This window comes from Gracilibacillus salitolerans (genome assembly GCF_009650095.1).
In the GTDB taxonomy this organism is placed as follows: Bacteria; Bacillota; Bacilli; order Bacillales; family Amphibacillaceae; genus Gracilibacillus; species Gracilibacillus salitolerans.
In genome coordinates this window covers 1156959-1178870 of the sequence record NZ_CP045915.1, presented here as the reverse complement: position 1 = coordinate 1178870, position 21912 = coordinate 1156959, and the positions used below count along the sequence as shown (strand labels likewise).

At 40.2% G+C, this 21912-nt stretch carries 13 protein-coding genes; 2 read left to right on the top strand and 11 right to left on the bottom strand.

Going from position 1 to position 21912, the window contains the following annotated elements:
• Positions 1–295: 295 nt before the first annotated feature.
• The 6 genes from GI584_RS05740 to GI584_RS05715 all read right to left on the bottom strand — a co-directional run bounded on the left by GI584_RS05740 (position 296) and on the right by GI584_RS05715 (position 11314).
• Entirely contained in the window at positions 296–1522 is a 1227-nt protein-coding gene (locus GI584_RS05740) for a multidrug effflux MFS transporter (RefSeq protein WP_153790571.1), read from the bottom strand.
• A gap of 480 nt (positions 1523–2002) precedes the next feature.
• Positions 2003–3670 (bottom strand): long-chain-fatty-acid--CoA ligase, encoded by a 1668-nt coding sequence (locus GI584_RS05735; RefSeq protein WP_194842129.1) that lies wholly within the window; start codon positions 3668–3670, stop codon positions 2003–2005.
• Between the two features lie 35 nt (positions 3671–3705).
• A complete protein-coding gene (locus GI584_RS05730; RefSeq protein WP_153790569.1) occupies positions 3706–5478 on the bottom strand; it encodes an acyl-CoA dehydrogenase FadE in 1773 nt (590 codons plus the stop codon).
• Between the two features lie 74 nt (positions 5479–5552).
• Positions 5553–6737: an acetyl-CoA C-acyltransferase gene (locus tag GI584_RS05725; protein WP_153790568.1), complete on the bottom strand. Its 1185-nt coding sequence runs from the start codon at positions 6735–6737 to the stop codon at positions 5553–5555.
• A 21-nt stretch (positions 6738–6758) separates the two neighbouring features.
• The gene (locus tag GI584_RS05720; protein WP_153790567.1) at positions 6759–9155 is read right to left on the bottom strand and encodes a 3-hydroxyacyl-CoA dehydrogenase/enoyl-CoA hydratase family protein; all 2397 of its coding nucleotides are present in this window, start codon (positions 9153–9155) and stop codon (positions 6759–6761) included.
• Positions 9156–9178: 23 nt separating this feature from the next.
• Positions 9179–11314 carry a (Fe-S)-binding protein gene (locus GI584_RS05715; protein ID WP_153790566.1) on the bottom strand — a complete coding sequence of 712 codons (2136 nt, stop codon included), beginning with the start codon at positions 11312–11314 and terminating at the stop codon, positions 9179–9181.
• Positions 11315–11478: 164 nt separating this feature from the next.
• Here GI584_RS05715 and GI584_RS05710 point away from each other — a divergent pair, with 164 nt between their 5' ends.
• Positions 11479–12246: an electron transfer flavoprotein subunit beta/FixA family protein gene (locus GI584_RS05710; protein ID WP_153790565.1), complete on the top strand. Its 768-nt coding sequence runs from the start codon at positions 11479–11481 to the stop codon at positions 12244–12246.
• A gap of 15 nt (positions 12247–12261) precedes the next feature.
• On the top strand, positions 12262–13233 hold the full coding sequence (locus GI584_RS05705) for an electron transfer flavoprotein subunit alpha/FixB family protein (protein WP_153790564.1): 972 nt from the start codon (positions 12262–12264) through the stop codon (positions 13231–13233).
• A 46-nt stretch (positions 13234–13279) separates the two neighbouring features.
• Here GI584_RS05705 and GI584_RS05700 read toward each other — a convergent pair whose 3' ends face one another.
• The 5 genes from GI584_RS05700 to GI584_RS05680 form a co-directional block, all read right to left on the bottom strand.
• Positions 13280–14179: a nuclease-related domain-containing protein gene (locus GI584_RS05700; RefSeq protein ID WP_153790563.1), complete on the bottom strand. Its 900-nt coding sequence runs from the start codon at positions 14177–14179 to the stop codon at positions 13280–13282.
• 427 nt (positions 14180–14606) lie between these two features.
• Positions 14607–16304 carry a methyl-accepting chemotaxis protein gene (locus GI584_RS05695; RefSeq protein WP_228552349.1) on the bottom strand — a complete coding sequence of 566 codons (1698 nt, stop codon included), beginning with the start codon at positions 16302–16304 and terminating at the stop codon, positions 14607–14609.
• 739 nt (positions 16305–17043) lie between these two features.
• Positions 17044–19080, bottom strand: a complete 2037-nt coding sequence (locus GI584_RS05690; RefSeq protein WP_153790562.1) for a glutaminase family protein — start codon at positions 19078–19080, stop codon at positions 17044–17046.
• A 49-nt stretch (positions 19081–19129) separates the two neighbouring features.
• Positions 19130–20050 (bottom strand): glycoside hydrolase family 43 protein, encoded by a 921-nt coding sequence (locus tag GI584_RS05685; RefSeq protein ID WP_153792925.1) that lies wholly within the window; start codon positions 20048–20050, stop codon positions 19130–19132.
• A gap of 231 nt (positions 20051–20281) precedes the next feature.
• A complete protein-coding gene (locus GI584_RS05680; RefSeq protein WP_153790561.1) occupies positions 20282–21796 on the bottom strand; it encodes a sulfatase family protein in 1515 nt (504 codons plus the stop codon).
• Positions 21797–21912: the final 116 nt, after the last annotated feature.

Sequence of the window (21912 nt, the reverse complement as noted above, 5' to 3'; positions counted from 1 at the left end):
TAGAATGATGTAAAACTGTTTCCGGGTGTCCATGCATCGCTGGAAAGACCGGTAAACAATCAAGAAGGGCTTTATCTCTAACGTATCGAGCTCGATACAACTAGTTACAATTCAGCTTGTTAAATTTAAATTTTGGTACTTATTCATTTTTTAATTACCAAATTTATGAGCTCAGACTCCATTTTGGTACTTACTTTTAAATAATTTTCCATAAAACCCTGAACAAAAGACAAAACAACACCTCTCTATTCGAATAATGTTTCGATTAAAAAGGTGTGTGTCTATTTCATACACTCTAATTATTATTCACAACTCGTTTTGCATCGTCTACTTTAATTGGAGCTTTTCGAGCTAATACAAAATAGGATAAAAAAGCTAAAAAGCTACCAAAAAAGATAACAATCCCCATTGGAATGGCTGTATGTTCCCCTCCTATTCCTGCAAGGGGAGCGGCTAAAGAACCGAGTAAAAATGGTAATACTCCTAGTAATGCAGATGCACTTCCTGCAATATGCCCCTTTGTTTCGATAGCCAAAGAAAAAGAAGATGTTGCAATAATACTGATGGAAGTTACGAGAAAGAAAATAGGAACAGCAACAGCTACTAATGGTGCTTTTAACAGAAGAGCTATAAGCAATAAAATAGCAGCCGAATTAGAAATAGCTAAACCTATCTTCAAAAAAGTTTTCTCCGAAACAATCGATACTCGACCAACAATTTGGGTACCAATAATTAATCCAAAACCATTCACACCAAATAATAAACTAAATACTTGAGGCGAAACGCCATAGATATTTTGATAAACAAAAGGGATACCGGATACATAAGCAAAGATTCCTGCAATAGTAAAACCTTGTGCAAAAGCATAACCAGTAAATTCCCTGTCCTTTAATAAGGAGCCAAAATTACCGACAACTTGCTTAAAATTGCTTGGTATTCGCTTTTCTGTTGGTAATGTTTCCTCAAGTTTTAATGAAACTGTTAAAGTTAAAACTAAACTAACACCCGCTAAGACAACGAAAACCACATTCCAATTTGCGAAGGAGAGAATAGCTCCACCCATTACCGGTGCAATAATTGGACCAAGATTTCCGACCAACATCAACGTAGCAAAGAATTTCGTTAATTCTCTTCCACTATAGAGATCTCTAACTATAGCTCTTGAAATGACGAGTCCACCTGCAGCTGCAAAGCCCTGTATGAAACGAGAAACAATCAAAACATAAATATTAGGTGCCACAGCACATGCTAATGAAGATATTAAATATAAGCCGAGAAAAATAAGTAATGGTTTACGACGACCTTGCACATCACTCATCGGCCCAATGATTAACTGCCCCATACCTAGCCCTAATAAGCAAGTTGTTAAGCTAATTTGTACTAATGAAGCATTTGTTTGAAATTCTGCTACAATAGTTGGAAATGAAGGCAAATACATATCTATTGTGAAAGGACCAAGTATGGATAGTGATCCTAATAGAATAGCTAATTGTAATCGTTTAGTCTTTGTTAGTGTATTCAATTTTCTATCTCCTTCTGCATTGGATTTTGATAGGAACCTATTAAACTTTTATTCTATTACCACTTAAATAGTGTATTACTTTATTTAAAATATTTCACTAATTATGTTCTATGTACAGGTACTCTTAGTTCTATATGAACGATAAACAAAAAATCAGGCATGTTGGGAACACTACCTGATACTTTATTTCCATATACTTTTTATAGACAACTCTTTTTATTTCCTTTCTAACTACCAAATTTATGATCTAGAGTTTCATTTTTGGTACTTAAATTGGTTTTAAGTACCATTTTGACTTGTTTGCTTTCTAGTTTTGGTTCTTATTTGTTTTTTTGTTACGAAAGGCACCCAAAAATTGGTGCCTGCCCTCTTTCAAATAACTACTATAAAATGTCACACCCTTTATTGTATCCGCTTACACCTTTTTAGGACTTGTATGCTGTTTAAGTATTTAAGAAACAGCATATTCCTAATTAGACTTTATTTTTCTTTCTCTTCTTCAACTAGCAATCGGCGCAAGGTTTTTCCTATTAATGATTTGGGGAGGCTTTCACGGAATTCGTATATTCGCGGTATTTTGTATGCGGCAAGCCTTTCTCGACAAAACTCCTCAAGATCCTTTTCGTCTGTTGAAGCACCTTCTTTTAAAACAATGTACGCCTTCACCGTTTCACCTCGGTATTCATCAGAAACTCCCACGGCAGCTGCATCCATTATTGCTGGATGTTCAAACAAGACTTCCTCAATTTCTCGAGGGTAAATATTAAATCCGCCGGCAATGATGAGGTCTTTTTTACGATCGATGATGTAAAAGAAGCCGTCATCATCTATTTTCGCCATATCACCTGTATAAAGCCATCCGTCCTTTAAGGCGTTACTCGTTTCCTCCGGTCGTTTCCAGTAGCCTTTCATAACTTGTGGTCCTTGAATGATCAGCTCACCCACTTCACCGTTTTCAAGTTCTTCACCAGTATCCGGATCGACAACTTTTGCGAGAGTATCTGGAAAAGGAATTCCAATCGAGCCGAGTTTTCGTTTTTCCCATATATTATTCGCATGGGTTACAGGAGAAGCTTCGGTTAAACCATAGCCTTCAATCAGCTTACCCCCGGTTATCTTCTCGAACGTTTCCTGGACTTCGCCGGGTAGCGGGGCCGCACCACTAATACATATATTAATGGACGATAAATCATAGTTTTTTATTTTTGCATGATTGATTATTGCCATATACATCGTTGGCGCTCCAGGAAATGTAGTCGGCTTCATTTTGTCAATTAGCTTCAACGTCATGTCTACATCAAACTTAGGGAGAAGAAGGAGCGTACCTCCTAATTGCATGGAAAGGTTCATGAGCGTGGTCATTCCAAACACATGAAAAAATGGGAGCGTCGCCAAGTATCGTTCTTTCGTCTCCTCACTTCGATATACCCAAGCTCTCGTCTGCAAAGTATTGGCGACAAGATTATAGTGGGTAAGCATGACACCTTTGGAAACGCCAGTTGTACCACCTGTGTACTGAAGCAGAGCCAAATCTTCTTCCGCATCCATTTTGACGTTAATCGGCTTAGCTGATTCTATAGATAGAAGTTTCTTAAACGAATGCGTATGCTGATCGTAGATGACCTCCATTGATAAACCATCTTTTTTGGCCTTTATCGGATACAGTATATTTTTCGGAAATGGCAAGTAGTCCTTCATTGAGGTGAAAATCGTATGTCTTACTTCTATTTTCGGCAATACGTTTTTGACACGCTTAAATAAATGATCCAAGGCGATAAGGACACTCGCTCCAGAATCATTCAGCTGATGCTCCAACTCCCTTTCCACATAAAGCGGATTTGTTTGAACGACAATCGCACCAATCATTAATGCTCCGTAGTAAGAGATGACTGATTGAGGACAATTCGGGAGCATAATTGCTACCCGATCGCCCTTCTTAATCCCTAACCCTTTTAAGACATTGGCAAGCCGGTATGTTTCCTTTAATAACTGCTCATATGTGATCTTTTTCCCAAAGAAAAACAGCGCTGTATGTTGAGGGTGTTTTTTTGCTGTGTCTATCATGAATTGAGCCAAATTTTGCTTTGGATATTCGTATGACGGTGCGACTTCTTCGGGGTAATACTCTAACCATACTTTCTCAGACATATCCAACTCTCCTTTTTGGCTGTGGCATTCAGTTGTTAAACGACATATTTCTCAGCTGAAATGACACGCTCTGCAATTTGTCTTTTCAGTACAACCGTATTGACTGGCGTTCGGCGAGCCAGCTTTTTTAATACGGATAGCTGAGCCTTGAGCATATCACCGGACTCCATCGCAGCTAATGAATCCTTCGCGAGAGATTCGATTGTTTCAAAGGACTCGTGAACAAATACTTGCGTCATCGCGATCGCATTAGCCGCTTTTTCTTCGCCTTGCTTAGCGATCAGCTTCTTCGTTCTAAGAAACGCACTTTCAGCTGCATACACTTGGATCATGATGTCAGCTAAGTTGCTTAGGATTTCTTGTTCTGTTTCAAGCTCTTGCTGGTATTTTTGTACGGCTATTCCTCCAATCATGAGGAACATTTTCTTCGTCATTTTAATCATGTACTGTTCTTGCTCCAAGAGACCTTCAAACGTCCGTTGTGGAATAAATGTAAACAGCTCTTCTTGCAACTTTTGTGCTTTCTGCATCAGAGGGAGATCGCCCTTCATTGCTCGCTTAATAAGCGTGCCTGGTATGAGCAAACGGTTGATTTCATTCGTTCCTTCAAAAATTCGATTGATTCTCGAGTCACGATAGAGGCGCTCAATTTTGTATTCATTTATAAACCCATAGCCACCATGAATTTGAACTCCCTCATCTGCAAGAAAATCTAACGTCTCAGAGCCAAATACTTTATTGATCGAGCATTCTAATGCATACTCAGCAATCGCTTTGGCCGACGCCACCCCTGCATCAGAACTGTTGAGATCAATATCTTTCATACTCGAATCTATTAATCCAGCTGTCCGATAGACCATACTGTCAAGAACATACGCTCTAATATTCATTTCTGCTAATTTTTTTCGAATGAGAGCAAAGGATGAGATGGGCTGCTTAAATTGAACTCTTTCATTCGCATAGGCCGAAGCCAGTTCAATCGTATCCTTTGATGCACCGAGACAACCAGCTGCAAGCTTAAATCTTCCGATGTTCAAAATGTTAAAGGCAATAAGATGACCTTTTCCAACCTCCCACAACAGATTCTCTGCAGGAACCTTCACATCTTCCAAAATAAGTGGACACGTTGAGGAGCCTTTGATACCCATTTTCTTTTCTTCTGGTCCAATACTGACTCCTTCCATCGTTCTCTCAATAATAAATGTACTAAAATCCGTTCCATTTACTTTCGCATAAACAATGAAAATATCAGCAAAGGCTGCATTCGTAATAAACTGCTTCGTTCCATTTAAAATATAGTGCGTACCATCCTCAGATAACGTGGCGGTTGTTTTCGCACCAAGCGCATCTGAACCAGAAGATGGTTCTGTCAGGCAATAGGCAGCAATTTTCCGACCACTAGCTAATGGAGGCAGGTATTTTTTCTTTTGCTCTTCTGTTCCAAAGTAAACGATCGGCAAGGTACCAATACCGACATGTGCACCAACGGATAGACCAAAAGACGATGCCTTAGAGAAGCGTTCACTGATTAAAGTCGAGCTTACTTTATCTAGTCCAAGACCTTCATATTGCTCTGGCACATCTGCACTAAGAAGACCCAATTCTCCAGCCTTTTGCAAGAGCTTTACCGTAAGATCATAATTTAAGCTTTCAATCGCTTCATCCTGTGGCAGAATCTCTCCTTCAATAAAATCCTTTGTTGTTTCGGCAATCATTCGCTGCTCTTGTGTAAAATCATCAGGTGTAACAACCGAGTCATAATCGACATCGTCAATAATAAAGCTTCCACCAACTATTTTTTCATCCATCATTGCGTTCCCCTTTCTATCGTGGTGCTGGTTACGTATGCAGCATGGCGATTCAGCGAGTTTCACGCATCATTTTATCCCGGATGTACTTCAAACACGCTAGCTGCACCCATGCCACCGCCGATACACATGGAAACGACTCCGTACCCGCCGCCTCGGCGTATCAGCTCATAAAGTAATGTTGAGGTTAACTTGGCTCCTGTACATCCAAGAGGGTGGCCCAGTGCAATCGCTCCTCCATTCACGTTTACTTTCTCCTCATCGATATTCAGTTCGCGAATGACTGGCAGGCATTGTGCTGCAAATGCTTCATTTATTTCAAAAAGCTTGATGTCATCCTGACTAACCTCTGCCATGTCGAGAGCTTTTGGAATCGCCTTGATCGGACCAATACCCATAATTTCAGGCTCAACGCCAGCAACTGCAAAGGATTTAAAAGTAGCTAATGGTTTTAGGCCAAGTGCTTCCGCCTTCTCTTTACTCATCACAACGCACGCTGCTGCACCATCGCTCATTTGCGATGAGTTTCCGGCAGTTACGGTCCCTCCCTGCTTGAATGCTGGCTTTAGACCTGACAGTACGTCAACACTTGTATCCGGACGAACCCCTTCGTCCGTGTCGACAACGCTTGGTTCTTCCCAGCGATTGCCGTTCTCATCTACTCCTTTAAGTACTGTTTGCACTGGGACAATTTCTTCCTTAAACTTCCCTGCCCGGACTGCTGCTGCTGCTTTCTGGTGGCTCGCTGCGGCAAAGCGATCTTGATCCTCTCGTGAAACATCAAATCGTTCTGCCACTTCCTCAGCCGTAAAACCCATCCCCATATAGATTTCCGGCATTTCCTCGACGATTTGCGGATGCGGTGACATCTTAAACCCCGACATCGGGACATGACTCATACTTTCTACTCCTCCGCCGATGACAACATCTGCATGACCAAGCATGACACGCTCTGCGGCAAACGCAATCGACTGCAAGCCGGATGAGCAAAAACGATTAATCGTAATAGCTGGAGTGGCAGCCGGAAAACCAGCATAAAGGGAGATAATTCTTGCAACATTTAAACCCTGCTCCCCTTCAGGCATGGCACAGCCTATAATGATATCCTCCACATCCTCTTTCTTTAATCCGTGAGCCCGCTCCATGACTGCATTTAAAACCGTACTTCCTAGGTCCTCTATGCGTGTTTGTGCAAATCCGCCTTTCTTTGCCTTTCCCACCGGTGTGCGTGCAATCGATACAATCACTGCTTCTCTCACAAAGTTCACCTCATTTCTAATTTAGTTACGTAATGGTTTCCCTTTGCTTAACATGTACTGCATGCGTTGTTGAGTTTTCGGCTCACCGCACAAACTTAAGAAGGCTTCCCGTTCGAGATCGAGCATGTATTGTTCACTCACTCGTGTCCCCGCAGGAACATCTCCACCAGCTAATACGTGAGCCAGTTTATTGGCAATTAATTGGTCATGATCACTGATATAACCCGCCAACTTCATTTGATAAGCACCTAGCTTCAACAGCGCCTTCCCTTCGCTTCCGACGACGCGAATGTCCTCCTTTGGCTTTGGCGCATACTCCTGCTGAACCAACCGCAGTGCAGCTTGCTTTGCTTCATAAATAAGGTGATCCTGATGGACAACAACGGTATCCTTATTAAGCAAATAGCCAAGTTTTTTCGCATCTAGAGCACTTGTCGATACCTTTGCCATGCCGATCGTTTCAAAAATTTTGTTGACATATGGTTGTATATCAGCCTCCGGATTCGTAACGGAGTTGCTAAGACGACAGATGAGTTCCTTACACCCTCCGCCTGCTGGAATTAACCCAACACCAACTTCGACCAATCCGTAGTATGTTTCTGCTGAGGCGACAACCTGATCGGCCGGCAGACAAACCTCAACACCACCACCTAAAGTCATCCGATGCGGAGCTGCAATGACAGGCTTTTCAAACTGCTTTAAGTGATACATTGTATTCTGGAACATGCGGATAATATGCTCTACTTCATCCCACTCTTCATCCTGCGCTTCCATTAAGAGCATCATTAAGTTGGCACCGACACAGAAATTCCGTCCTTGATTGGCGATGACAAGCCCATCGTAATTGCTACGGACTTCTTCCATGCTTTGCTCAATCATCATTAAAATATCCGCACCGATCGCATTGTTAGGGGAATGAAATTCAAGACATGCGATTCCATCACCAAGATCAATCAGGCTGGCTCCGCTGTTAGCTTTTACAACCTTCTTTTGCTCTTTAAGCGTACGTAGTGAAATCACTTCAGGCTTTGGCTCTAGTTGTTTGTAGGCACCGTCTGAAACGAAAAACGTCGTACCTTCTTGCTTCTTGTAAAAAGATTTGTTCCCGGCTTCAATCCAATCTTTCACCCATTGAGGAACGCTCGATCCTTCTGCTTCCATCCGCTTTACTGATGTTTCCAATCCAATCGCATCCCACGTTTCAAATGGACCAAGCTCCCAATTAAAGCCCCATTTCATTGCTTCATCAATTTCAACGATCGACTCCGCAATTTCTCCGACTTTTTCCGCTGAATAAATGAGTACTTTCTTTAGCGTATTCCAAGCTAATTCCGAGTAGCGATCCTGCAAACTTAGAAGCGATTTTAGCTTTTGCTTTGTTCCTTTTGCCATTTTGGCAGCTTCCAAAGATGCACCAACTGCTTTCATTTGCGGCTCGTATTCCATCGTCTGAACGTTAAGGGAGAAAATCTTCTTCCCCTTTTCGTTCTTCACCTTTTTATAAAAGCCCTGCCCCGCCTTCTCACCAATCCAGCCTTTTTCGACCAGCTTCCGTAAAATCTCCGGAACCTTAAATACCTGTTTCTCCGCTTCATCGGTTACTTTTTCGTACATATTATTAGCAATGTGTACAAACGTATCGAGTCCCACTAAGTCCAATGTTCGAAATGTCGCACTTTTCGGACGTCCGATTGCCGGGCCGGTACAAGCATCAATTTCCTCGACTGTATAACCTTTATCAAGCATTTCGTTTAGTGTGACGTGCATACTGTATGCTCCGATCCGATTAGCGATAAAATTCGGGGTATCCTTCGCAATCACGACCCCTTTGCCGAGCTTTTTCTCACAAAATCGATTCATCACATCTACGATTTCCGGTAGTGTTTGCTTGCCTGGAATAATTTCTAATAGCTTCATATAGCGAGGCGGATTAAAAAAATGTGTGCCAAGAAAATGCTTTTTAAATTCCTCACTAAGCCCATCAACCATTGCATTGATGGAAATGCCTGACGTGTTCGAGCTGACAATGGTTCCCTTCTCCCATACTTTTTCAACGCGCTTAAAAAGCTGCTTCTTAATGTCAAGCTTTTCAACAATCACTTCAACAACCCAATCCACTTCCTTTATTCGCCCCAGATCATCCTCAATATTGCCAGGAGTTATAAATGACGCCAAATCCTCATCATACAGCGGGGCTGGCTTTGTTTTCTTAAGTCTCTTTATTGCATTTACAGCTAAACGATTACGGACTTCCTTACTATCTAGTTTCAGTCCTTTTCTTTTCTCATCTTCTGTCAATTGACCAGGGACAATATCGAGCAAGAGACAAGGGATCCCCACGTTTGCTAAGTGGGCTGCGATACTTGCTCCCATAACGCCCGAACCGATTACAGCTGCACGTCGAATGTGTCTTTCCATACGATAAAACCTCCTGTTCTAGATCATCCTGTAAGTTTGCTAGACTCGCCAAAGATAGCTTGCTCTAAGATCTCCGCAATATCTTTTGCCTGCACACGCTCTTCTACTTCTATTGCTTTCGTACCATCATCAAGCATCGTGAGACAATACGGGCATGCACTGCTAATCACCGTTGGATTCACGTCAAGCGCCTGCTCCGTACGAGCGAGATTTACCCGCTTTCCAGCGGTTTCTTCCATCCACATCATACCTCCCCCTGCACCGCAGCACATTCCATTCTCCCGGTTACGCTCCATCTCAAGCAATTCCACGCCTTTAATCGAACGAAGGATATCTCGGGGCTGCTCATAAACATTGTTATAGCGCCCAAGATAACAGGAATCATGATACGTAATCCGTTCATTCAATTCATACGTCGGCGTCAACCGACCGTCTTTCACTAGCTGATTGAGAAGCTCGGTATGATGAAGGACCTCAACCCCATCTAAACCAAACTCTGGGTATTCATTTTTCAGCGTATTAAAAGTATGCGGACAGGCTGTAACAATTTTTTTCACGCTGTATTTCTGCAATGTTGCGATGTTTTCCATGCACAGCTCTTGGAAAAGTAATTCATTGCCCATTCTTCTCGGCGTATCACCGGAGTTTTTCTCTTCATTGCCCAGAATCGCAAAGTTGACGCCTGCTTCATTAAGCAATCTTACAAACGCACGGGATACTTTGCGGCTGCGATTATCGTATGATCCCATCGAACCGACAAAGTAAAGAATATCAAAATCAAGATTTTCCTTTACCGTCGGCACCGGAATTCCGTCAATGTCTTCCACCCACTTCGCACGATCTCTTCGATTGATTCCCCACGGATTCCCTTGGCGCTCAATGTTCTGCATCGCACGCTGGCCTTCATGAGGAACACTGCCTTCCATGAGAAGCAAATGGCGGCGCAAGTCTACGATTTTATCCACATGTTCATTCCCAACTGGACATTGATCCTCGCAGTTCCGACATGTCGTACATGCCCAAATCTCCTCCTCGGTCATCACATCGCCAACGAGATTTAGCTCCTCTACATTTTTATCACTTGTCGACCACATCTGCTGCTGAAGCGTCATCGTCGGTTGAATCGTCGTCCCTTGCCCCCACTCGCCCTGCTCTCTATCAACATCTAGGACACTGTGTATACCATAATTAGACTGCGGTACCCAAGGTGATTTCGATGTGATAGCTGCTCCTTTTTCAGTCAGGTGGTCTCGCAGCTTTACAATGAGATGCATCGGCGAAAGAACCTTGCCCGTATTGGAAGCTGGACACACATCCGTGCAGCGACCACATTCAACACAAGAATAGAAGTCGAGCATTTGCTGCTGCGAGAAATCTTCAATTTTTCCAACACCGAATGATTCCGCATGTTCATCCTCAAGATCAAGGCTTCTCAATTGGCCAACCGGCTTTGTTCGTCTTAAAAAAATGTTGATCGGAGCAACCATGAGATGAAAATGCTTTGACTGCGGAACATACACTAAAAAAGCCAGCAAAATCAATAAATGCGCCCACCAAAACGTGTAAAAGAGAATATGTGCTGTGATCTCATTAACCGACGTAAAAGCTGTTGCAATCACAGAGGAAATCGGAGCATACCAAGAAAAGGCAAGATCATGAACGACCCGCTCCAATCCAAGTGTTAATAAAACCGATAACATTAAGGAAAAAATGAAATAAATAACGATACTAGGCTTCTTCCCTCTTTTTAAGCGCGACAGCTTCTCCCCGTAACGGCGATAGGCAGCATAGCCAACCGCAAGAAAAATGAGAAAGACTGTCACTTCCTGAAAGAGGTTAAAGACGTGATAGCCAGGAACCGGAAGTCCATCTGCCCCTAAGCCTTTGACTATGATATCCAAGGCACCAAACTGTAAAATGATAAAGCCATAGAAAATAATCACATGCATGACTCCACTTTTTTTGTCCTTCAACAATTTCGTTTGACCGAATACTTGAGAGACAAACGTCCTAAAGCGCTCATCCAGCTTTCTTTCGATTTCCACCTGCTTTCCTAGTTTCATATATAAGTAGCGATGATAGACGACTTTTCCAAATAAATACAAGCCGTAACCACTTACTAAGAGAAATGCTAGAAATTGAAGCCATTGCCAAGCCACAATGATCGCTCCCTTCCTGATATATAGTAGGTTTACAGAAGCTTTTGGACCGTCTTTTCCCTGCAAGAAACACACATGAAAAAGTAAGGGCTCTCATACATATAAAGATATGTACCTGTTTATTAGAAAATACCTACCATTTATGTTTGAAAGGAGAATGATAAATGGATATTTATGTCGTCATGAAACAGACCTTCGACACCGAAGAAAAAATTATCATTGAAGATGGCAAGGTTTCCGAGGATGGAGTTCAATATGTCATCAACCCATATGATGAATATGCCGTAGAAGAAGCGATTCAAAAAAGAGATGAACGAGGAGGAAGCGTTCACGTGATTTCTGTAGGTCCAGACCGGACATCCGAAGCCCTACGAACAGCATTGGCTATGGGAGCCGATGAAGCCGTTTTAATATCCGATGAGAGAATTGGCTCAGATGAAAACACCATTTCAAAGGTATTAGCTTCATACTTAGGCAGCCAAAAGTTTGATTTGATTCTTGGCGGTTACTTCTCAGTCGATAACGGTGCTGGTCAAGTGGCCATTCGATTAGCACAGCTCTTAGACATTCCACATGTCGGATCGATTACGAAGCTCGATATTAGTGAGGACAAGGCGAAAGCAGATCGAGATGCAGAAGGTGACCTCGAACAGGTTGAAGTTACACTTCCTGCTGTTTTCACTGCACAACAAGGCTTAAATGAACCACGTTACCCAAGCCTCCCAGGAATTATGAAGGCCAAAAGAAAACCTCTTAAACAATTAACCTTAGATGATCTCGATATAGAGGAAACCGAGCTATCCCCAAAAACTGCTAGAACAGCACTTTCTCTCCCGCCTCAAAAAGAAGCAGGACAAATTCTTAAGGGCGAGACTGCTGATCAAGTGAAAGAGCTTGTAGAAAAACTGCGTCATGATGAAAAAGTATTATAATAAGGAGGCATTCATATGAGTAAAATTCTAGTCGTTGCTGAGCACCGCGACGGAGTATTGCGCCAGGTCACCTATGAGGCAATTCAAGCAGCAACATTGTCCTCAGCCGAAAACGACCAGCTCCATGTCGCCGTGATTGGTCATCAATTAGAAAGCTTGACAGAGTCCCTTTCCCGTATTGATGCTGAAAAAGTTTATCTTACCGATCACCCAGATCTACAGCAATACAATCCAGAAGCGTATGCTACTGCTTTAAAGCAAGTGATTGATGCCTCAAATCCAGACGGAATCATTTTTGGACATACGGCTATTGGTCGCGATCTGGCTCCGATAATTTCAGCAAAGATCGATGCCGGACAAATTTCGGATGTAACAAACATTGAGAACGTCGACGATCAAGTTGTGTTCACCCGGCCAATCTATGCGGGAAAAGCATTTGAAAAAAAGGTTTTCCAAAGTTCTCCATGGGTTGTCACCATTAGACCAAATAATATTTCAGCAGCTGATCCAAGCGACGGCAAAGCTGAAGTTGAAAATATCGAGTATGCTAAGCCAGCTTCTCTACGAACAGTGATTCAAGACGTCGTACGGAATACATCCGGAAAAGTCGATTTATCAGAAGCTAAAATTGTTGTATCAGGCGGGCGCGGAGTCAAAAGTGCAGACGGATTTAAACCTCTGCAAGAGCTAGCCGATCTCCTCGGCGGAGCAGTCGGTGCCTCTAGAGGTGCTTGCGATGCTGATTACTGTGACTATTCACTGCAAATCGGGCAAACCGGTAAAGTTGTCACACCAGAGGTCTACATTGCATGTGGGATCAGTGGTGCGATTCAGCACGTCGCCGGAATGAGTCAGTCGAAGATAATTGTTGCAATTAACAAAGATCCTGAAGCGCCAATCTTCAAGATCGCTGATTATGGAATCGTCGGGGACCTCTTTGAAGTCGTACCTTTACTTACCGAGGAATTTAAAAAGGTTTTAGGCTAGAAAAAGCTATGATGAGGGCCTCTCCTTGCTCGCTCGAGGCCCCATTTCATTCAAAATAGTGGCATCTATGTTCACCTTTTTTCACATAATATTGTTGTAATATTCGAAAGACTCTTCTTCTGGACACCATCTTACCTCCCCAATGAAAAATAGAGGTTGATGTTAGTTTTCGTTCAGGGAACAAAAACTGATACTCCTTACAGATACGCATAATAGCCTCATTACCCTTTTCCATATGGCCGCATAAGCGACATTCGAGACCTTGTTTTATCGGATATGTTGACATTTCACCACAACGATAACAAGGAATCCCTTTTTCTAACTCATCATATTGATATGCTGGAAACTGTTTAAATGGAGGATTTTCGATATGATTTACTTTAATGTTTTCTGAAGCTTGTTTTTCTTGTGAGGTAATTTTAGCGGTGATAGGAAAATGCTTGATAAAGCGATTGATTTGCGTAGGTAAGATAATATGTTTGTCTTGTGGAGCTTGAAAGATGGTACACTCGGGGTTAACAAATATTAAGTAGGAAATCAAGGGGAGCCTTATTTCTAACGATTGGAGTAGGCGCCGAAGTATGGAATGAGCTCGATCGCGTTGAGCTATCGGATTATCGATTTCTACTTGGTTCACCATAAATATTTTATCATCATGCCAATAAAATTCACCGTTGAAGTTTTTTATTTCAAATAAGAAAATATTTCCGTTTTTCAATAAAATAGTATCCATTTGACAGTATTTATTATGATGTATAAATAAATCTTTTAATATGATATGCTCTCCTTCTAGTTTATCTAGGCATGTATCAAATATAACCTCCCCTTCAAAACCTTTAGCTAAACTCCGGTACCGTTTATTTTCTTCCTCGTTCAATTGCTTGCGTTTAGATAATAGCTCATAAGCGATTAATTCGTCAGGTTTTTTTCGTTGTTTTGCTATCATGGAATCCCTCCTTTTTTTACATATTATAACATATTTATCGTAATCAGTTTCGAGTCAGCTTGTTAAGTTTAAATTCTGGTACTTACTCACAATTTTAGTTCCAAATTAATGATCATGAGGGTTCATTTTGGTACTTAAACCTGTTTTAAGTACCATATTGGCCGTATGATTTCTAATTTTGGTACTTAATCGTCATTTTAGTACTATTTTGACTTTTTGCGTCTATATTTTGGTACTTAAATTACTAGTCAAAGTTTCTTGTCACTACTGTCCAAACTCTAGATAGTTTTACAAAGGGATGCTGCTTTTGTCAGGAAAAGTGATTAACTACTATGCTCAAGATTTTAATCAAACAAAAAGGCAATGTTCCTGTTAAGTAGAACATTGCCTTTCATTCAGTCATAAGTTGTTTCTATTATAAAATTTCTTACAACTTAAAGTTTTTAATTAATTCATTTAAATTATTTGATAGCTTATTTAACTGATTGGCACTTAAGGTCACTTGCTCAATTGAGTTACCTGTTTGATCAATGGTTGCTGAGGTTTCTTCAATACCTGCAGCTGATTCTTCAGACACAGAAGCAATTTCTTCAATAGACTTATTGATCTCATCGCTGTTTCCTGCAATATCACTTAAATTCTCGGAAATATATTTAATTCCGTTCGCCATTTCTGAGAGAGAACTATTAATTCCTTCGAATGTTTTTCCAGTAGACATAATTGTATTTCTACCACTTTCTACTTCTTTATAACCATTTTGTAAAGATTCTGTCACTGTTCCCGTTTCCTGTTGAATATCATTTACTATTTGTGTTATATCTGTAACAGATAAGGATACTTGCTCCGCTAATTTCCGCACTTCATCAGCAACTACCGCAAAGCCCTTCCCTTGCTCTCCAGCACGTGCAGCTTCTATCGCAGCATTTAATGCTAACAGATTGGTTTGTTCGGCAATGTCTTTAATAACATTCACGAGTTTAGAGACTTCCTGGGATTGCTTATCAAGTCCACTTACTTTTTCAACTGTTTCTTTTACAATCGAATCAATAATCCCCATTTGATTAATGGATGAATTCATCAGTTTATTACCTTCGTCTGTTAACTGAAGAACTTGTTGTGAAGAAGAATAAACAGTCTCACCACTATTATTTGCTTCTTTTATTTTGTTACTAAAATCGTTCATCGAATTGGCTAGATCACTTGTTGTATTTGCCTGTGATTCTGAACCACTTGCTAACTCTTGCATAGTGCTAACTACTTGTTCGCTACCTTCTTTAACATTGTTAGATGATTGCATTAATTCATAACTTTGATCATTGAGAGTTTTCGATACGGTAGTTATTTGATTCAACATGTCTTTCAAATTATCATTTACACGATTAGACGCATCAATTAAATCAGCAATCTCATCCTTCGATTTTGTAACTAATGGTTCACTGCTTAAATCGCCACTAGCAATTAAGTCCATTCGTTCTTTTAATTGAATAATTGGTTTGGCAATGACTCTTGGCACAAAAATCGATAATAAAACAATAATAATAAGTAAAGCAATGCCAGAAATAATAGCGATGATCGAATTGGATTCAGCATGTTCCAGAGCTAACTGACTGCTTTCTTTACTCTCTGTCTCTCTGGTCAGAGCTAAATCTAAAAACCCATTCGATGTTTCTTCAATTAACGGATCTATTTTTTCTTCCAATATCTGTGCCGCTTCTTCCGTTTCTCCTGCGTGCATTGCCGGGAGGTATTCCTCATCTACTATATTATATATTTGATCAATATTCCCGGTTAATTCAATAGTAGTATTATTATTCGTTATTTCTAATAAGTCCTCTTTAAAACCTAATGCAGCTTCCTGCATACCTATAAAAGCTTGCTCATGGCTTTCATCCTCAGAAATTAAATATCCTCTTAACTCATTTTGCTGGGCAGTAAGTACACTCAACAATTTAAAATCTGTCGCAAGTAAAGGAATTTCCTTATTAGCCAGTTGTTCCGTTTCCTTTGCCATATCACTAATCGAATAAACTAAATAAAAACCAACCCCTAAAACTAAAATCGTTATCAAGGAAAAAAATGCCATTATCTTCGTTTTAATACTCTTGAATTGGAATAATTTTTTCAAGCTGTCTTCCCTCCATGTTTTATAATTGTAGAGGTACATAAACTCTACCTTATTTACTATATCGACAAGGAATAGGAGTTATTATAGTTTTTTCGACAAAATACCCTATATTTTTTGTCGATTATGTGGCAAGGAGGGTGATGAAGAATATGTATCATTTGTCTCAAGAAACAGTATCACCATCTGACTAAGCATTGAAATCTACCAAACCAAACAAAACCCTCACAAATGTCACACATTCATGAGGGTTCTTGCTTTCCATCAACTTCATATAACGATACGCTTCAAATGCTTCAACATTTGCGAGTGCTTAATCGAGGAATCCAGACCAGCCTGTTCATTGATTGTTTTGATTGATATACAGACTTGCCCAGAGAATGCAAAACCCCTTTTACTAACTCTATACCTCTTCATCCGCTTAGAACCGCAATTCACCTAACTCTTCTATGAGCTTTAAATACGATCATTATTTTTATGAGTGATCATGGGAGGTTCTCAAAGGACCATTTTCCTATGTAATTAGTGATGTATTCTTCCTTTTTTCGATCTGTCAATTTCGAACAACTAGGGTCTACTCCTCCCTGACCACCTTGTATATAATCATCCGATTGAGTCTTCGGTTTATATCTTTCCATATTGCCCGATAATGATTAATTACCAGAGATTGATTTTTCTACTATTCTCATATTTATTGGGCAGTAGAATTATTTCTACTACCCTTGTGTAAATATACTATCAATTAATTACTATCTTTATTTAAAGCATCCCATTCTCCGTTATTTACTCGATCAGCTAGTAACTTAATAAATAACCCTCCAACAACTGACCGATTTCTAAACCCAGCTATATTTCCATCAATCGTATAGTACCAATCCGTAAATGGTACACGAGAAGATGATTCGTGCAGAAAATCCCATAAATGATGAACCATTTGTTCAAAATCTTCTTTATTATCCGCTAGAGTGGCTGCCCAAATGAGCCAATCTGCTTTTGTATAGGTTTTTCGATTATCTAATGGTGTACCATATTGATTCCTCTTTCGTAAATAGTAGGCTACTTCCTTTTTCTTAATTTGCGAATCAAAAATATTTAAACCAAAGAGCTCATCCCAGACTAAATTGTATTTTAAACTCCAAGTCTCTGGCTGATTGAAAGCCAATCTATAGTGGTCATTTTCCTTCGCCATTGTTTCCCAACGATCTGCCATCTGTTTGGCCGTTTCAAGATGTTCTTCACATGCCTCTTCATTTTCTAACATACGGGAAAGTAAACCATAACTTGCGATACCGATAATAGCTTTGATCGACAAATTTGCATTGTGAGCTAAATGACCACCAAAATCGTCTGTACATAACTGATTTCCAGGATCCATACCGTTTTGTTTTAAATATTCCACCCATTGAGTGAGTGAATTCCAGTGTTCTGCAGCAAAATCAGCATTTCCTTCTGCTAGGCACACGGCTGCTGTCATAATCAACATATTACCGCACTCTTCGATCGGCATTTGTCTTTCGATAGCCATCCCATATGCTTGACCGTTTGCAATAGGGTATCTTCCTACATCGTGTGGAGCAAAGTCAAATGGCCATTCGTCGGATGAAGCATAGCGGAATATGGGTCTTAACATACCTTTTACGAGTTCAGGATTTTTTAGTAGAAATAACGGAATTGATGGGTAGCTTACGTCCACAGTTGCTAAACAACCGTTGCTAAAATTCTCCTTGGATAAAAATAGTACATCTCCATTTTCATCTGCTACAAGTTTATGTGCAGCAATTGCCTGACGGTATGATAGCGCAAGAATATCTGCATATTTATCTCCCCCGGAACGTTCTGCATCTACGGTTAACTGTACATTAAATTGCTTACATTTCTCTACAATTTCTTGGTATTCATTTATCGTTGCAAGCAGCATTTCTTCAAAATTTTGTCCTTTTCTAGCCCAGTACCCAGGAAGTTGCTTATGGAAATACTCGATAGATAATTTATCTTCATAAGCTAAGACAAGATAATGGGACTGTTCTTTTGCCCCAACGTTACCATAATCTATTACGGTAGCAAGCACTGGCATATCATCCTCAATTGCTCGCGGGAAATTAGTGTCATCCTCCTCAGGCAATTGTTGGCGATTTATAAATTGATCACGAAGACTTGTCGATCCAATCATAGTATCTGCTGCTGTTGATGAGGGCGTTACCAAGCATGCATACCCCCAATCGATACGAATGTTGTCACCTTTACGTTTAAGTACAGCTTGTTTTTCTGTTCCAATCCGCAGTACTTGGCTTCCATCTTCAAGATTATTTCGTGATGCTACCACTTCTTGTATTGGGACATCCACACACAATTCTGCTGTAAAATCATAATAAATTTGTACTTCATGCTTGTTACCGTCATTAGATACTGCATTTATCGTTACATAAGATGCAGGTCTTGACAGAATATCAAGATTATCCATTAGGAGTGGGGTTGTAAAATCAATTGTGAGAGTTATCCCCCCTCCCTTAAAAGTATAAACACTAGACAAAGGCTCAACATTCAGATTTGTTTGTTGTAAGGCAGGAGCATCCAATGATTTGAAATCACTACGACGATCTTTTCCACCCATAAATCGCCATACCGTTCCGTCTATTACTGCTAAACCTACCATACCGTTATGTGTTCCAGTCCAATGAATAGTCTCCGCATCATACAAATGATTCGCATTAGACCAAATATTGAAATAAGGGTCTACAGTTACTAATGGTACTGCTGGTGGTCTTAGATTTGTTTTCATTATTATAATCCTCTCCCCCTACACTTATATATATTGAAAAACTTTTCTACTACTCCCCTGATGGTACCTTAATCGGAACTGCCGTGGACAAAGGAACGCCGAAGTCAGGTGTACCATCCTCTTTCCATTCAAATTTTTGAATACGTGTACTGCGCAGATTACTGCCACCTTCCGACTCAGGGATAGCATGGTATACGATCCAATCCTCCGTTCCGTCTGGTGATTGTGTAAAGCCATTATGTCCTGGTGCAAACACTCCATTTTCTTCAGACTTTTTAAAAACAGGATTTGGTGATTTGGTCCAAAATTTTGGGTCCAATACATCGGCTTCTGCTGCCGCGGTCAACATGCCAATTGAATAATCATCTGACCATGTGGTACTAGCCGAGTAAACTAGGAATAGTTTGTTATTTCTCTTCAACATCACAGGTCCTTCGTTTATTGCCATACCGCCCTGCATTTCCCATTCGTATTCTGGCTTCGACAACATGACATTTGAGCCAATCAACGTCCATGGATTAACCATTTCTGCAATATAAAGTGCTGAACCATAATTAGGGAAGTTACCATATCCCGCATATACAAAGTATAGTTTGTCTTTATGCTCAAAAACCGTTCCATCCAATCCAGGGTGTTCAGTATTTATATATCCACGTTCTATCCATTTACCTTTAAAAGGATCTTGTGCGGTATTTTCCAAAACAAATATTTTCCGTGTCTTGTCACCCCCTATTCCATCGTTGGCAGTAAAATAAACATACCACTTTCCATTTACTTTATGAATTTCTGGAGCCCATAAATTTTTACTATTTATACCTTCCTGAGGTGGAGTCCAGATAGTCTTACATTCCCCATTGGCAATACCACTCAAAGTAGAAGATTTCCATAAATCAAGACGGTTTTTTCTAGTAATCATAAAATAATACATGCTATTATCTTTATACACCCACGGATCAGGTCCCGGATCCATTAATGGATTTTGAAAAGTATGATTTGTCAAATTTATACCTTCTTTCTATTTATGACATTTTATTTAGAAAAAACGGGCTTGCTACGCCAAACTTTTAGATGCCGGCTATTGCCTAGTTGTGCTTATACTAATTTCTAAAATGATGACTACTCCGGATTATCTTCGTTACTAATATTTTATCCTTTCCAATCAGTGGGAAGAAAGGACATCTAATGGAACAGCCTTATATTATTATGCAAAACTTTGTCTAGGCGGAATTGGCTTTTCAAGTTCACCGTAAACATCAACAAGCTTCATAAACAGTTTAAGTTTTACATCAGCATATTCTGGATTATTATAAAGATTAGTAAATTCATTAGGATCTTCGTATAGATCATATAGTTCCCCTTCCTCCCGATCTAGGAAGTAATTTAACTTATACCGATCCTGAACTATTGTTTTTACATAAAAGTTTGGCTCTGCCCTATTTTCAATGAGGCACCAGTCACGTGTTTCTTGATTCGGTTTTTTCATCGTTGAAAGCTGACTAACTCCCTGCATTCTTGGACTTTTTTCTTGGCCAACTAGATCTAAAATAGTAGGAGCTATGTCAACAAGGCTAATTAAAGAATTAGTTCTTTCTCCCGCTGGAAGTTGATTTTTCCACCTAACTAGAAATGGAACACGTATAATATCTTCATAATGGATAGGACCTTTCAACCATAAACCGTGATTTCCAGCATAATCTCCATGGTCAGATGTTAAAATTACTACTGTATTATCAGCAATCCCTAGTTCATCCAATTTATCCAATATTCTTCCTACATGATGATCTATTAAACTTGTCATCCCATAGTAAGAAGCCAACCACTTTCTAGCACGATCATATCCAAGATTTTTATTCGTATGCCCTAAGCATTGAATCCCACCTGTACCATGACCAGGATCCGCTGTAACTTCAATATCTAATTCATCCATTCGATCTTCTATGAGACAGCGATGTATAAGCGGCTTATCATCCATTTCCCCTTCTTTCTCAATAAACGGTGGCATTTTTTCAGGGTCATACATACTATTCCATGGCTCAGGACAAAGAAAAGCATTATGTGGATCTTGGAAGCTACACCATGCCATAAAAGGTTCATCTGTGTCTTTATTTTCAATAAAATCAATTGTTTGATCAGCTGTCCAACGAGTGTAGTGATATTCTTCCGGTAAATCCCAAGAACCTTCACGATGTCCCCCGCCAGGACCAAAATATTTTTCAGGATCAATTCCTTGATCAATCAACCAAGCGCCATAATGCATGCCGTACGATGATTGTTCATCTGCGTGTCCGTGAACCAAACCAACTTTTTCAAACCCGTAGTAGGGTCCATCCCAGTTTTTCCAAAACTTTCGATCATGAATATGAGGGGGAGCTTCAAAACTTCCTTCTTTGATTACAGGTTTTAAATGCGCTTTTCCAAACAATCCTGTTGAATATCCACTTTCATGAAGTAACTGTGCAAAAGTTGTTCGATTCTCATCTAACTCAACACCTATATTCCAGCAACCGTGTCTAGAAGCATACTCACCTGTAATAATCGAAGCCCTACTAGGGGAGCAGACAGGATTTGCAACATACGCGCGTTCAAATGCCACACCTTCACCAACTAAACGGTCTAAATTTGGTGTTATAATATGTTCATTTCCTAGCGCTTGAATTGTATTCCAATGTTGTTGATCAGTCGTCATCAGCAATATATTAGGTTTATCATTTCCCATGCCCTTACCTCCTCATTTATATGTTTTTCTACTATCCTTTTATAATCATAAGAGTAATGTAATTTTAATCGATAATGAATGTTTGATTGTTAGGTTAGAGGTTGTCACTTTGTTAG

What these genes read in the sequence shown, in the direction of transcription:
- GI584_RS05710 (WP_153790565.1), top strand. Translation starts at nt 11,479, where the DNA reads ATGGATATTTATGTCGTCATGAAACAGACCTTCGACACCGAAGAAAAA.
- GI584_RS05690 (WP_153790562.1), bottom strand. Translation starts at nt 19,080, where the DNA reads ATGAAAACAAATCTAAGACCACCAGCAGTACCATTAGTAACTGTAGAC.
- GI584_RS05680 (WP_153790561.1), bottom strand. Translation starts at nt 21,796, where the DNA reads ATGGGAAATGATAAACCTAATATATTGCTGATGACGACTGATCAACAA.
- GI584_RS05730 (WP_153790569.1), bottom strand. Translation starts at nt 5,478, where the DNA reads ATGGATGAAAAAATAGTTGGTGGAAGCTTTATTATTGACGATGTCGAT.
- GI584_RS05685 (WP_153792925.1), bottom strand. Translation starts at nt 20,050, where the DNA reads ATGGATCCGGGACCTGATCCGTGGGTGTATAAAGATAATAGCATGTAT.
- GI584_RS05720 (WP_153790567.1), bottom strand. Translation starts at nt 9,155, where the DNA reads ATGGAAAGACACATTCGACGTGCAGCTGTAATCGGTTCGGGCGTTATG.
- GI584_RS05700 (WP_153790563.1), bottom strand. Translation starts at nt 14,179, where the DNA reads ATGATAGCAAAACAACGAAAAAAACCTGACGAATTAATCGCTTATGAG.
- GI584_RS05735 (WP_194842129.1), bottom strand. Translation starts at nt 3,670, where the DNA reads ATGTCTGAGAAAGTATGGTTAGAGTATTACCCCGAAGAAGTCGCACCG.
- GI584_RS05705 (WP_153790564.1), top strand. Translation starts at nt 12,262, where the DNA reads ATGAGTAAAATTCTAGTCGTTGCTGAGCACCGCGACGGAGTATTGCGC.